The following is a 12,916-nucleotide window of genomic DNA, read 5'->3' on the forward strand; positions in this document are numbered from 1 at the left end:
CGTCTTGCGCCGGAAAGGCCGGGGTGCAATGGAGCCATCCGTGGCCTTCCGATTTCTCGCAGTCCCGTCGCACCGGCTGGTGAATCACCCCCAGTCGCTGCCGGTTGATGAGCGCCTCGAGCCGGACCTCCCCCCGGTCCATGAGGCGGTGGAGCGTGCCCTGGCGGGCGCCGAGTTCCGCGATGTCCGCGCCAAGGACCGCATGCGCGCCCTGCTCCAGGGGGACCGACCTCCCACGCTGGGTTCCCCCGAGGCGGGGTTCGGTCCGTCGGCCGTCTTCGCCCAGCCGCCCCAGGACCTGCCCGCGCTGCTCAGGCTCGCGGACGAGCTGGAGAGCCTGGCCCGTCGCGAGGCCGGCGAGCGCGCGCTGGTGTGGAAGTGCGGCGACTGCGGTGCCCGGTACGCGGTGCCCGTGGCGCTGGTGCGGCAGGTGTCCATCCGCTGCGAGCGGTGCGGGACGCCGGTGGAGCTCAACGCCACCCGCAGCCTGGGCGAGGAAGCCCTCATCGACCCGTTCCAGGGCGCGGTGAACCACAGCCGCAAGGAGCTGGCGGTGTTCTTCCGCGAGGCCATGGCCCGGGGCTGGCCCGTCCTGGTGGCCGAGGACAAGCGGGTGGCGGCGGCTCCGAGCGGCCCGTCCGCCTGAAGCGGTCCGCGGCATACAAAGCGGTTCTCGCGCCGGACGGGGGACGGTAGCCTCCGCCGCTCATGCGGCACGCGCTCGTCCAGCTCCTTCGTTGCCCTCGCTGCCGCAGAGGCGCCCTCCGTCCCGAGGCGCCCACGCCGGTGTTGATGTTCGGCCCCCTGCGCTGCCCGGAGTGCCGCGCCAGCTATCCGGTGGCCGAGGGCGTCGCTGACCTCGTGCTGGAGCATGGCTCCGCCGGAGGACTGCAGCGGGGCCTGGAGAGTCGCTGGGTGGCGCGCTCCTACGAGCGTCATGTCCGCCCCGCGCTCCAGCGCGCCCTCTTGCGCCAGCCGCTCGACACGGACAGCGAGTACCTCCTCTACCGCAGCCTGCTGGGCACGCCCGACGGACCGGTGCTGGACCTGGGCTGCGGCACGGGCCTGGTGGCGAGGCGACTCGCGCGAGAGCCGGCCTTTCCCCTCGTCGCGGGCCAGGACCTGTCCCCCGCCATGCTGGAAGAAGGCGTGGCCCAGGCACGCGAGGCGGGCGCCACGGTGGACTTCCTCCGGGCACAGGCCCCCGCGCTCCCCTTCCTCGACGGCACGCTCGGCGCGGTGCTGATGGCCGACTCGCTGCATTACCTGGAAGACCTGGGCCGGCTGATGCTGGAGGTGGCGCGGGTGCTGCGTCCGGGGGGCCGCTGGGTGGCGAGCACCTATGCGCCGCCGGGCTCCGCGTCCGGATTCCTGCACCGCCGCGTGGGCCTTCACCCTCGGGCGGAGGAGACACTGCGCGCGGCGACCAGCGCGGCGGGACTGGTGCGCTTCGAGCGCGTGGCCCTGCCGCCGCTGCTGGTGCTCAAGGCGGAGAAGGGCTCCGCCGAGTCGCTCAGATGAAGATGCCGGCGGAGGCGTCGTAGCGACGGGCCTCGTCCAGCTTCAGCTCGGCGGGACGGCCGCGCAGCGCGTCCATCACCTGCCGCTTGGGCTTCTGGCACTTGGAGCACTCGCACGAGCCCTTCTTGCAGGTGCAGTCCGCCTTGCTGCCACACTGGCACTTGGCGGCCATCAGCGAGTCGAGCGCGTCCAGTGGACGGTCCACCTCACCGCCCGTGGGCCGCGCCTTCTCGGGGGCGGGAGCCGCCTCCGAAGAGGCGCTGTCGGGCGACGGCTTCTGGGCCTCCGCCGACTTCTCCCGTGCCGCCTGGGCGTGGGCCTCACAGGCGCTCGCCGCGCGGGGAGCGAGCAGCAGCAGACCGCTGGCCAGCAGCCCCGCGGCCACCATCGTCGCGTTGCGTGTCATGTGCATGCTCTCCTTCGGGAGACTCTCGGCCTCGGCTCCCGTCCATCGGCGCCTATAGCGCAGCCCCCGTCGACTGCCAAGGTCGACGGCCATACCTTTGTCTACCCCGACGCGCTGCTCCAGACGCCCCGCGTCGGTTGCTCGCCGGGCAGGAAAGCGGCGCATACAGTCCGGCACCTCTCGTGACGAACCCCAACGCTCGCTTTATTCACATCGCCGCCCTGGTGCTGGGCGCACTGCCCCTCTGGGTTTCGCGCCACCTGCCCATGGTGGACCTGCCGCAGCACCTGTACCTCATCTCCGTGCTGCACCGGCTGGATGACCCGAGCACGTTGTACCCCCAGCTGTTCGAGGCACGACACGCGCTGACGCCCTACCTGGGCTACTACTACCTGGTCAGCGCGCTGAACTGGCTGTTGCCGCTGGACCTGGCCAACCGCGTCTTCCTCACCGCGTACGTGGTGGGCCTGCCGCTGAGCCTGGGCTTCCTGCTGCGCTCGCTGGGCCGGCCCACGTGGCCCGCGCTGCTCGCCCTGCCCTTCGCGTACGGCGACAGCTTCGGCTGGGGCTTCATCAACTACTGCGCGGCCCTGCCGCTGACGCTGCTGTGCTGCGGCTTCTTCGTGCGGGCGCTGGAGGACGTGCCCCGGCGACGAGGCTGGACGGCGGCGCTGGCGGTCTGCCTCGTCACGGTGCTGCTGTTCCATGTCCAGGCCTTCGGGTTCCTCGCGCTCGGGCTGCCATGGCTGCTGCTCACCACCGCCGTGCCGGAGGACGCCACCGCTCGTGGACTCGCGCAGCGGCTGCGGCCCCGCGTGCCGGCGTTGCTGGGCGTGGTGCCGGGCGTGGCGTTGTTCCTGGGCTGGGTGGTGCTGCGCTTCGGCGAGCCGCCGGACATCCAGCCCGGCGCGCCCTGGAAGGCGTGGGGCCCGACGTTCTCCCCGCAGAACCTGGGCTGGAAGGGCTTCGCGCAGAACCGCGCGGAGCTGTTCGACGTGCTCGCCAACACGCTGCGCGACGGCTCGGACCGGTGGGCGATGTACGCGGTGGGCGCGGTGGCGCTCGCGGGCTGGGTGGCGGCGCTCGTGCGTCCGGGGCCCACGGGCACACAAGGTCCGGTGGCACGCGCGCGGCTGCTGGGGCTGGGGGTGCTGGCGCTCGCGCTCTACTTCCTGCTGCCGTTCGATATCCGCGGCTACGTCTACTACCTCAACACGCGCTACGCGCACCTGGCCGCCGCGCTGCTGGTGGCCACCGCGCCCGCGACGATTCCGGAGTGGCGGCTGCCCCTCAAGTGGGCCGCCGCGGCCTGCACGCTGGTGCTGGCCTTCACGCTGGGCCGGGGCTTCCGAGCCTTCTCCCGCGAGGCGACGGAGTGGGAGGGACTGGTGGCGGCCACCGCCCAGAGGCCTCGCGTCATGGGCCTCATCTACGACCCGGGCTCGCGCGTGGTGCGCTTCCCCGTGTTCATCCACTCCGCGGCGGTGCTGGCCCGCGAGCGCGGAGGCGTGCCGAACTTCACGTTTGCCTCCACGCCGCACTCTCCGCTGCGCTATCGCGACGAGGTGCCGCCCACCTTCCCGTCCGAGTGGCGCCCGCAGGACGTGGACCTGGACACGCAGGGGGCCTGGTACGACACCTTCGTGGTGCGCGGCGTCCACCCCTCGCAGGTGTTCGGCGCGCGACTCCAGACGGAGCTGACGGTGGTGGGCCAGTCGGGCCGAAGCTGGCTGGTGCGCCGCCGCTGAAGCCGCGCCGCGCACGAATGTGGGCCAGTGGGCGGCGTGCCGGCCCGAGCGATGCCCGGGACCCGCTTCGCGCGTTACAAGGCCCGCATGAAATCCTCCGCCCTGGACCCTCGCTCCCTGCTGGACGCGCTGCGCGCCGGCACCTCGCTGCCTGACCTCCCCGTCCAGGCGGTGGAGTCCGCGCGGGCGCTCGCGAAGGACCTGGGCACCGCGACGCCGGCCTCCGTGGAAGCCCTCCCGGAGCCCCTCGCCGCCGCGCTCCTCGAGGCCGCCGTGCTCAACGGCCAGGTCGCGCTGCCCGAGGCCCTGTCCGCCTCGGCGGTGAAGCCCCTGGCCAAGCTCGCCAAGAAGGCGCTGTACCGGTTGCGCTCACGCGGCGTCGCCATCGCCGAGCCCCCTCGCACGGCGCCCCCGGAGGCCCCTCGGCCCTCCCCCTCCCCCGAGGCGCTCCCGGCCCTGGCCAGCACGGTGACGGGCCGAGGTGAGCGGGCCCTCGTCATGGGCCGCGTGCTGCGCGCGGGTGGCATCGAGATGGTCCAGGCCCTCATCTCCGACGAGGAGGGCGTCCTCCAGTTGCAGCTCCAGGAGGCGAGCCGGAGCATCTGGCGCCGCATCCTCAAGGACGGACTGGAGCAGGGCGGCACGGTGGAGCTGCCCCAGCACGAGGCGGCGGCCCTGCTGGCCGAGGCCGCCGGCCTCAATCTGCGCGCCCACACGCCCTTTCCCGAGGGGCTCGATGTCGCGCTGCGCCACTTCGGCGTGCAGCCCCAGCTCGAGCCCACCACCCTCCCCCCGCCCGAGCCGGAGGACGTCCGCCACGCGCTCGACGGAGACCTGCTGCACGAGACACCGGAGCTGGCAGCGTGGCTCCCACCGGAGTCCATCACCAGGCGCCTGCTCGCGAAGTTGGACGAGGTGGTGGTCAGCCCCCTGGCGCTCAGCGACGTACAGCGCCAGGACCAGCTCCAGGGCGCGGTGCGCACGGTGACGCAGGAGTACTTCACCCCCGACATGTCCCGTCGCTACGCCCTGCGGCTGTGGAGAATGGCGGACTTCTTCGAGCGGACCGGGAGGAAGCGCGAGGCCGAAGTCGCCCGGGGCGAGGCACGGCGCCTCTTCCACGGCGCCACGCAGCCCTTCTCCCGCTTCGCCGAGCATCTCTTCGAGAAGGTGGTTGGTCTGGTCGCCGCCGCCGGAGCCCGCGAAGAGGCCGCCGCCCGGCGAGCTGGGGGGGCCCCTGGCGCCAGTGCGCCCTCGCCCGCGGAGGCCGCCCCCACCCAGGAGCGGCGCAGCCCCGGCGGCCTCATCCTCCCCTGAGCCCTGGGGAGGATGGGCCCTGCCGAGTCCTTCAGTCCGGCGAGACGCGGGCGCGCAGCAGCAGGTCCAGGTTCTCCTGCTCCCAGGCCTGGGCCCGCGTGTAGTCGTGGAAGCGCTTCTCGTGCTCGATGAGCTCCGGCGGGTGGATGCACCGCCGCCCGTCGTCGCCCTTCCTCGTCCGGTAGATGTGGTGGAGCATCTCGTGGAAGACAATCCACTCCACGAAGTAGCGGGGCACCACCGGCTGGTCCAACGCCGGATGGATGCGGATGACCTTGGAGTCCGCCGAGTAGGAGCCCATCTTGATGCTCTTGCGGGGCCCCTTCACCCGAGGCGCCGGGCCGTAGGTGATGGCCGCATCGATGCGACGGGTGCTGAAGTACCGCTCGTTGAGCCGTTCGAAGATGCGCTCCAGGTCGTGGTGCTGACCCAGGGGCTCCAGCCGGATGCGCTTGCGCATCTGCGCCGGAGACAGCCGCCGGATGTACATCTTGTTGCGCTCGATGTAGCGGTCCAACAGCGTGCTCGCCTCCGGGTCCCCTTTGCGCACGAAGCTGGCCAGGGCCTGCACGACGTCATCCGGCGCCGCCAGGAACATGTGGTGCAGCCGCAGCCGCCACATCGCCCGGTGACGTTGGAAGGTCAGCATCGTGTGCGTGTTGTCGTGGACCTCCACCGCCACCTTCGCGCGTAAGCGCGTGCGGAGGCGGCGTTCGAGCACGCGTCTCCAAACCTTCACGAGCCGGTTCGGTTCTGGTGCGACAGGCTGCTGTCGCACTACCCGTCCGGCCGTGTAACTCCTCTTCGTCACGATGTTTTTCTGCTTCTTGAGGCGCGCCATGGAGCGCCGGATTCTACGGCCCCGTCTGACATGCGCAATGCGCGCGCGCCTCGGAAAAGCTAGGAAATCCAACGACTTAAGGGCACTCAAGCCCACCCAGTCCCACTTGTCCGATTCGGGGGGAGCACGGCCCATACGGGCAAGTGCCCGTCCGGACTAGCGCCGGACCTTGCAGGGGACCTGGAGCACGAGCGGCCCCGGGGTCGCCTGCTCGATGAGGTAGGGTATTGCCCCCCGAGGTGCGCGTCGTCCGGGGCAGTCGTAGGCCACCTTGATGGGGCCGGGCGGCAGGGCCAGGAGCCGGTTGACGGGCAGCCGCTCGCCCCCCTCCTGGCGAAGGATGGTCTTCGCCGGGGCCTCGAACCGCACCTCGACCAGGGAGAGAGCTGGCGGAGGAAGGCCGGAACCGCCGTTCGCCGAGCCGCCGGGAGCCGCCACCACTGCCGGGTCCGGAGTCGAGGGCACGGGCGACGGAGGGGCGGCCGCCTCGGGGGCGGTCGGCGTCGGCGCGGGTGGAGGGGCCACGGTTGGGGGCGCGGCATTCACGGCGGGAGGCGGCGTATTGGCCCGCACCGGAGCCGACGGCCGTACCTGCTGTTCCTCCAGCGCCCTCCGGGAGAGGTCCTGAGACGACATCGGCACGGGGCTCCGGAGCCGGCCGTAGAGCACCCAGAGCAACATGGCCCCCAGCGCCAGCAGCAGGAGTCCGCCGACGATGGCCAGCAGGAGCCCTCGCGGATTCGTGCGTCCGGTGGTCGCGCGCGTGTCGGGGTAGTCGTAGCCGGCGTACCCGGCGGTGGACTCGTCGTCCTCGCCGTCGTCGCGGAGCGAAGCCGTGGGATTCGTGTGCGCCGCCGACATGCTGGAGTCGGTGTGGAAGTTCTCGTCCTCGTCGCCCACGGCCTTGCCACCCCGGGACGCGGGCATCTGCGGCCGGGAGGCATGGCGGTGGCTCACCGTCGCCGGGGTGATGGAGACGGACTGGGACGCCTCCACGTCCACCGACGACATGCGCCGCATGGGCGTGGTGAGCGACGCCTCCACGTCCACGGACGACATGCGCCGCATGGGCGTGGTGAGCGACACCGACTGCGAGGACTCCTCGTCCAGCGGCGACATGCGTCGCATGGGCGTGGTGAGCGACACCGACGCCTCCACGTCCAGGATGGACTGACGCCGGATGGGCATCGTCATGTCGCCGGAGGCCTCGCCCATGTCGAAGTCTCGGGGGTCCTGCGGCACGGGCGTCGGGGCCCGGCGGGGCGGCGCGGCGGCGGGCGTCGGTGGAGTCGACACGCGACGGGAGCGGGTCTCCACCGGCGAGGGCGTCTTGGCGACGGGCGCTTCCGCGAAGCCGGCCGCGCGGGGCGACGGCAGCGGCTCCAGCGGAGCGACGGCGCGCGGCGGCTCGGAGGGGGACATGCCCGAGCGGCGCGGCGGGGTCGGCGGCGCGGTGAGGGGCTCCACCGCCGACAGCGACCGAGGCGTGGGAGGGAACTCCGATTGGGTGCTGGAGCGGCGCACCGGCGGGCCCGGAGGCGGCGTGACAGGCGCGCGGCCCCGCCCCCGCTGCGGAATGGTGGACTCTCCGTCCCCCATGTCCTCTTCATCCGGGTCCTGCAGCTCCGACGGCACCACGTATCCGGTGGGCGCGGTCCGGATTGCGGTGGACATGTCCTCGTCCGCGTCCTCATGGGCACCACGATGCCCGGTGGGCAGCTCGCGTGGGCGCGCCATCTGCGTCGCCGGCTCCGGCTCGTCCGCGTAGCGCGCGGCCGGAACGGCCTCGGCGGAGACTCGACGGGGAGTGGGACGCGCGGTGAGCCCGGGCACCGCCGTCACGGCCCCGGGCGACGGCTCCGCCATGGGCGTGGTGGACGACAACGTCGGCGCGGTGACCTCCAGCGGGGCCAGCCTGGACGGCGCCTGCATCAGCCGGTTCCCCGCCAGGGGAACGGTGGCCTGGGTGCGTCCCACCGGCCTCGCCATGGGGATGTGGAGGATGGTGCGCTCCTCCTCCTCCCCCATCAGCCGGGCGATGTATTCGGACACGTCCAGGCTCTGCTGCAGCTCGCCCGAGTCGAGGAACGCCTCCAGCTCCTCGTGCACCACCGCGGCGCGCGGGTAGCGCAGGTTGCGGTCCTTCGTCAGGCACCGCATGACGATGCGCGACAGCTCCAGCGGATAGTCGGGACGCAACAGGTGCGGCGCCGTCGGGTCGTCGAAGCGGATGGCGTAGAGAATCCCCTCCGTCGTCGGCTTGGCGAAGGGCTGCTTGCCGGTGGTGATTTCGTACAGCATGGTCCCCAGCGCGAAGATGTCCGCGCGGTGGTCCAACCGCTCCTGCGACACCTGCTCCGGCGCCAGGTAGAGGAACTTGCCCTTGATGACGCCCGGCTTGCTGCGCTCCATGAACGCGCCGGCCTTGGCGATGCCGAAGTCGACCAGCTTGACGCGCCCGTCATAGCCAATCATCACGTTCTGCGGACTGACGTCCCGGTGGATGAGCTCCAGCGGACGGCCATCCACGCCCCGGCTCTGGTGCGCGTAGTCCAGCCCCGCCGCCACCAGCGAGCAGATGCGCGCCGCCACGCCGCAGGGGACCGTGGCGCCGAACTTCAGCTCCTCCGCCATCACCCGGCGAAGGTCCACGCCCTCCACGTACTCCATGGCGATGAAGATGTTGTCGCCCTCCTTCCCCAGCTCGTGCACCTGCACGATGTTGGGGTGGCTGAGCTGCGCGGCGATGCGCGCCTCGTCCAGGAACATCTGAACGAACTCGGGCTCCTCCGACAGGTACGGGAGGATGCGCTTGAGGACGACCAGCTCCGGATCCGGCGGACGGTGCGCCAGGAACAGCTCCGCCATCCCACCCACGGCGAGCCGCTTGATCAGCAGGTACTGTCCGAACGGGATGGCCGTCTGGGGGGAGTTCACGGAGGGAACAAGGCGTCTGACAGGGTGGGACAGGTTGGACTTTTCCCGAGCTTACCCACAATCAAACGGTTGGGGGAGCCGGGGGCCCACATCGACAGGTAGCGGACACCGACCTGGGGGTCGCGTCCAAAAAGAAACCGCCCCTCCCGACACGGGCGAGGGGCGGCGAAATCAGCGGATCATCCCGGAAGGGATGATGGGCCTGGAACTACGGCGCCGCGACCGTGCCGACCATGTCCGGGTCGCACGTCATGGGGTACAGCACGTAGGTGTAGTCGTTCTGCGTGCCAGGGATGACGCCGTCGCCGTAGGTGTTGCAGGTGAAGCGGGGGGGGCCACCGTCGGTGGACGTCGTGCCGCCGTCCGTGCAGGGCGTGTTGGTGAAGGTCTCCCAGACGCCGTGGATGCCGTTGGGGAAGGTCACCGTGCCACCGTCGTCGGCCGTCGCGCGCAGGTCGCAGGCCTGGTACGTCTTGTAGCTGGCCACCAGCACGCCGCCGGTCACCTCGAAGCCCACGTAGTTGTGGTTCTCCGGATCATTCGGGTACTGCCGCAGGGCCGTGGGCTTGGCGTTGGTGAGGGTGAGGGGGCCCGGGATGTGGACGCGGGAACCGGCGAACTCGGGGTTGGGCTTCGTGCTGCCGCCCTCGGAGTTGCCGAAGTTAGCCGGGGCCGCGTTGTCCGGCAGGATCTGGCCGGAGCCGCGCTTGGTGATGGAGAGCTTGCCCCTGACGCCCGCGACGTTGAGCTGGAAGTCGCTCTTGATGACCGGGCGGTACGCGTCACGCCCGGCGGGTACGTTGTCGTCGCCATTCGGGTAGAAGCGGCGGAAGAAGCCGGTGATGGTCAACACGTCGCCCACCACGGGCTCGTAGTTCATGACGAGGTCGGTGTAGAACTTGTCGATGTAGATGCCTTCCGTCGGGAAGCAGGGGTTCACCACCCAGAAGCGGGCGATGAAGTCACCCGAGGTGCCGCGGGAGACATTGCTCACCGCCGTCACCACCACGTTGTCCAGGGTGACCGACTCGCCACGCTCACCAGCGGTGCGCAGGTTGCCGATGGGGCCCATGCCGTTGACGGGCGCGGGACAGTTCTGCGTGGGGCCGCCGTCCGTGCCAGCGTCCGTGCCAGCATCGCCGCACGTGCCTGAACAGCCCGGGCCGGAGTCAGGATTGTCGTCGCCATCGTCACGACCGGAACAGCCCGCCACCGAAGCCAATACCGCCGCGGTGATCAGCGCTGCCGCGCCAAGAGTCTTGCGCAGTTGCATGTCTCGTATCTCCATTTCTTGTCGCGGCGTCCCAAGGGTTGAAGTCGACGCCAGTCGGTCCGAGGATGTCGGCCTTATACCGGCGGCCCGCGGGGGCCGGCAAGGAAGCCACTCCCGCCAGGCCGGTGACACCTTCGTGAAATCGAGGAAGCCATGAACGCCCTCCCCGCCTTCCTCCGAGGACTGCGGCCCACGCTGCACATCTCGCACCGCGGCGGCGCGTCACTCGCCCCAGAGAACACGATGGAAGCCTTCCGTCAGGCGGTGGAGCGCTTCCACACGGACATGCTGGAGCTCGACGTCCACGTGACGCGGGACGGCGAAGTCATCGTGGCGCACGACGACACACTGGAGCGTTGCACGGATGGCTTCGGGCCCCTTGCGGGGCAGACACTGTCGGAGCTGAAGAAGCTGGATGCGGGGTATGGATTCACCCCGGATGAGGGCCGGACATTTCCCTTCCGGGGCCAGGGCGTGCGCATCCCCACACTGAGAGAGGTGCTGCGCGCCTTTCCGGCGCTGCGCCTCAACGTGGAGTTGAAGCCAGACGTGCCCGGACACGAGGAGGTCTTCGCGCGGCTGCTGGAGGACGAAGGCGCGGTGGAGCGCGTGTGCATGGGCAGCGAGCAGGACGCGGTGGGCGAGCGGCTGGTCGCCCGGTTGCCCCACGCGTGTCACTTCTACCCCCGCGACGCGCTGGCCGCGCTCGTCATCGCGCTGCGCGGCGGAGAGCCGCCGCCGGAGGACCCGCGCTTCACCGTGCTCGACATGCCGCTGTACTTCGGCGAGGTGCGGCTGGTGGACGCGGACTTCCTGCGCGACTGCGCGGCGCGCGGCAAGTGGGTCAACGTCTGGACGGTGGATGACCCGGACGAGATGCAGCGGCTGCTGGAAGAAGGGGTCGGCGGAATCATGACCGACCGACCGGACCTGCTGAGGCAGCGAATGGACGACCTTACCAAGCCGGGTTAAGCCCCGGTTCCATGCCTCGTACCACCTCGCGCTCGCGCCCGTCCCCCTCTCCGGCCGCCGCCCCGAAGCCTCCCACCGAAGCCCGTCGGAGCGAGGCCGCTGCCCCCCGTGCGAAGAACGCGGTGAAGGAGAAGCCGAAGGTGAAGGCCCCCAAGGGGCGGCGCTTCGTGGCGCTCTCCGGCAACATCGGCGCGGGCAAGACGACGGCGGCGAAGATGCTCAGCCAGAGCTTCGGCTACGAGCTGTTCGACGAGCCCGTCATCGATAACCGCTTCCTGCGCGACTACTACTCGGACATGTCGCGCTGGTCCTTCACGCTCCAACTCGAGTTCCTCATCCGTCGCGTGGAGCACCACGAGCTCATCCACTCGTACCGCCGCAGCTGCGTGCAGGACCGCACGCTGTACGAGGACCCGGAGATTTTCGCCAAGTACCTGCACGGCCTGGGGCACCTGACGAACGCGGAGCTGGACCTCTACTACGAGTACTTCCAGCGCCTGTCGCGCCACATCATCCGCCCGGACAAGGTCATCTGCTTCGAGGTCGGCAGCGTGGACGTGTTGTTGGAGCGCATCCGCACCCGCGGCCGCGAGGAAGAGAAGGGCATCCGCCCGCAGTTCCTCCGAGGCCTCAACGGCTACTACGCGTCCTTCCCCCAGGTGCTCCAGGAGAAGTACGGCGTGGAGTGCCTGGTGATGGATGTGTCCCGCCAGGACATCCGCCGGGGCCGGGGCCGTGAGGAGTTCCTGGACCGCGTCTCCACCTTCCTGGCATGAGGCACGGGGGGCCACGCATGCGCCCCCCAGTCCCTGCATGGAAGGTGTGAGATGTCGGACATGACGCCCAAGCGAGCCAAGGACACGGAGGTGGTGATGACCCAACTCATCCTGCCTCCGGACGCCAACAACCTGAACGCGGCGTTCGGCGGGAAGGTGATGGAGTGGATCGACATCTGCGGCGCGGTGGCCGCCCAGCGTCACTGCCGGCAAGTCGTGGTGACGGCGTCCATGGATGACCTGCACTTCCACGCGCCCATCAAGGTCGGCTGGATTGCGCTCTTGCACTCGCGCGTGCTGGCCGCCTTCCGCACCTCCATGGAAGTGGGCGTGACGGTGCACGCGGAGAATCCCCTCACCGGCGAGCGCACGCTCACCACCAGCGCGCTCCTGACTTTCGTGGCCATCGACAAGGACGGCAGCCGCGTCCCGGTGCCGCCGCTGCTGATGGAGACGGACACCGAGCGCGAGTCGTTCCGGGAGGCCGAGGCGCGACGCGCCCAGCGCCTGGCGCGGCAGAAGGAAAACCAGTCCTGGTTGAAGGTGATGCAGCCCATCGCCGGGGCCTGAGCAGGCCCGCTCGGAACGGGAAAGCACGAGGGCGGGCAGCACACCCACCCTCGTGTCGGCTCGCGAGCACCCGCCCACGCCTCAGGAAGCGTGGACCGTCGCGAGCCACGTCACGCCACGACGGGAACTCAGGTCGTGAACGAGGTGCCGCAGCCGCAGGAGGACTTCGCGTTCGGGTTGTTGAACTTGAAGCCCGCGCCAGTGATGGCGGAGACGTAGTCGATCTCCGTGCCGGCCAGGTACTGGGCGCTCATGCCGTCGGTGGCGAGCTTCACGCCGTCCTGCTCCCAGACGCTGTCGCCGGCCTTCGACTCCTTGACCAGGTTCAGGTCATAGCCGAGGCCGCTGCAGCCGGCCGGCACGACGCGGATGGAGAAGAAGTAGCCCTCGAAGCCCTGGTCCTTGATGACCTTCTTCACCTGCTGGATTGCGCCTTCCGTCAAACGCACGGCCTCGGGCGGGGCGGACTGGGGGGCCGTCGTGGTGGCCGGGGCGGGGGTCGTGGTCGTCGTATCCATGTCGGGAAAATCTCCTCTCGAACGGCCCTTTATAACG

General features: G+C 70.5%; 12 protein-coding genes. 7 read left to right on the forward strand and 5 right to left on the reverse strand.

What is annotated here, in order from left to right; genetic code table 11:
- Positions 1 to 40: 40 nt before the first annotated feature.
- The gene (locus HUA78_RS17715) at positions 41 to 646 is read left to right on the forward strand and encodes a hypothetical protein (protein ID WP_141647074.1); all 606 of its coding nucleotides are present in this window, start codon (positions 41 to 43) and stop codon (positions 644 to 646) included.
- Between the two features lie 62 nt (positions 647 to 708).
- On the forward strand, positions 709 to 1,521 hold the full coding sequence (locus tag HUA78_RS17720; RefSeq protein WP_174476786.1) for a class I SAM-dependent methyltransferase: 813 nt from the start codon (positions 709 to 711) through the stop codon (positions 1,519 to 1,521).
- On the opposite strand, the gene HUA78_RS17725 is transcribed toward HUA78_RS17720, so the two are convergent.
- Positions 1,514 to 1,927 carry a metallothionein gene (locus HUA78_RS17725; RefSeq protein WP_174454911.1) on the reverse strand — a complete coding sequence of 138 codons (414 nt, stop codon included), beginning with the start codon at positions 1,925 to 1,927 and terminating at the stop codon, positions 1,514 to 1,516. The two genes, HUA78_RS17720 and HUA78_RS17725, sit on opposite strands and share 8 nt — an antisense overlap.
- A 182-nt stretch (positions 1,928 to 2,109) precedes the next feature.
- Between HUA78_RS17725 and HUA78_RS17730 the strand changes: the two genes are divergently transcribed.
- Both HUA78_RS17730 and HUA78_RS17735 read left to right on the forward strand, forming a co-directional pair.
- Entirely contained in the window at positions 2,110 to 3,675 is a 1,566-nt protein-coding gene (locus HUA78_RS17730) for a hypothetical protein (RefSeq protein ID WP_174476787.1), read from the forward strand.
- 87 nt (positions 3,676 to 3,762) lie between these two features.
- Positions 3,763 to 4,992 carry a hypothetical protein gene (locus tag HUA78_RS17735; protein WP_174454909.1) on the forward strand — a complete coding sequence of 410 codons (1,230 nt, stop codon included), beginning with the start codon at positions 3,763 to 3,765 and terminating at the stop codon, positions 4,990 to 4,992.
- Between the two features lie 31 nt (positions 4,993 to 5,023).
- Here HUA78_RS17735 and HUA78_RS17740 read toward each other — a convergent pair whose 3' ends face one another.
- From HUA78_RS17740 to HUA78_RS17750, 3 genes are all read right to left on the reverse strand, one after another.
- On the reverse strand, positions 5,024 to 5,833 hold the full coding sequence (locus HUA78_RS17740) for a hypothetical protein (RefSeq protein WP_141649457.1): 810 nt from the start codon (positions 5,831 to 5,833) through the stop codon (positions 5,024 to 5,026).
- A gap of 156 nt (positions 5,834 to 5,989) precedes the next feature.
- Positions 5,990 to 8,770, reverse strand: a complete 2,781-nt coding sequence (locus HUA78_RS46485) for a protein kinase (RefSeq protein WP_371745604.1) — start codon at positions 8,768 to 8,770, stop codon at positions 5,990 to 5,992.
- A 208-nt stretch (positions 8,771 to 8,978) separates the two neighbouring features.
- A complete protein-coding gene (locus tag HUA78_RS17750; protein ID WP_174454908.1) occupies positions 8,979 to 10,043 on the reverse strand; it encodes a hypothetical protein in 1,065 nt (354 codons plus the stop codon).
- A gap of 153 nt (positions 10,044 to 10,196) precedes the next feature.
- On the opposite strand from HUA78_RS17750, the gene HUA78_RS17755 reads away from it, so the two are divergent.
- The 3 genes from HUA78_RS17755 to HUA78_RS17765 are packed head-to-tail and all read left to right on the forward strand — an operon-like array spanning position 10,197 to position 12,361.
- On the forward strand, positions 10,197 to 11,015 hold the full coding sequence (locus tag HUA78_RS17755) for a glycerophosphodiester phosphodiesterase (RefSeq protein ID WP_174454907.1): 819 nt from the start codon (positions 10,197 to 10,199) through the stop codon (positions 11,013 to 11,015).
- Between the two features lie 11 nt (positions 11,016 to 11,026).
- A complete protein-coding gene (locus tag HUA78_RS17760; protein ID WP_174454906.1) occupies positions 11,027 to 11,791 on the forward strand; it encodes a deoxynucleoside kinase in 765 nt (254 codons plus the stop codon).
- 51 nt (positions 11,792 to 11,842) lie between these two features.
- A complete protein-coding gene (locus tag HUA78_RS17765; RefSeq protein WP_141649209.1) occupies positions 11,843 to 12,361 on the forward strand; it encodes an acyl-CoA thioesterase in 519 nt (172 codons plus the stop codon).
- Between the two features lie 128 nt (positions 12,362 to 12,489).
- Here HUA78_RS17765 and HUA78_RS17770 read toward each other — a convergent pair whose 3' ends face one another.
- Positions 12,490 to 12,879: an iron-sulfur cluster assembly accessory protein gene (locus HUA78_RS17770; protein ID WP_174454905.1), complete on the reverse strand. Its 390-nt coding sequence runs from the start codon at positions 12,877 to 12,879 to the stop codon at positions 12,490 to 12,492.
- Positions 12,880 to 12,916 lie beyond the last annotated feature (37 nt).

It is taken from the genome of Myxococcus sp. CA033, from assembly GCF_013336625.1.
GTDB classification, from domain to species: Bacteria; Myxococcota; Myxococcia; order Myxococcales; family Myxococcaceae; genus Myxococcus; species Myxococcus llanfairpwllgwyngyllgogerychwyrndrobwllllantysiliogogogochensis.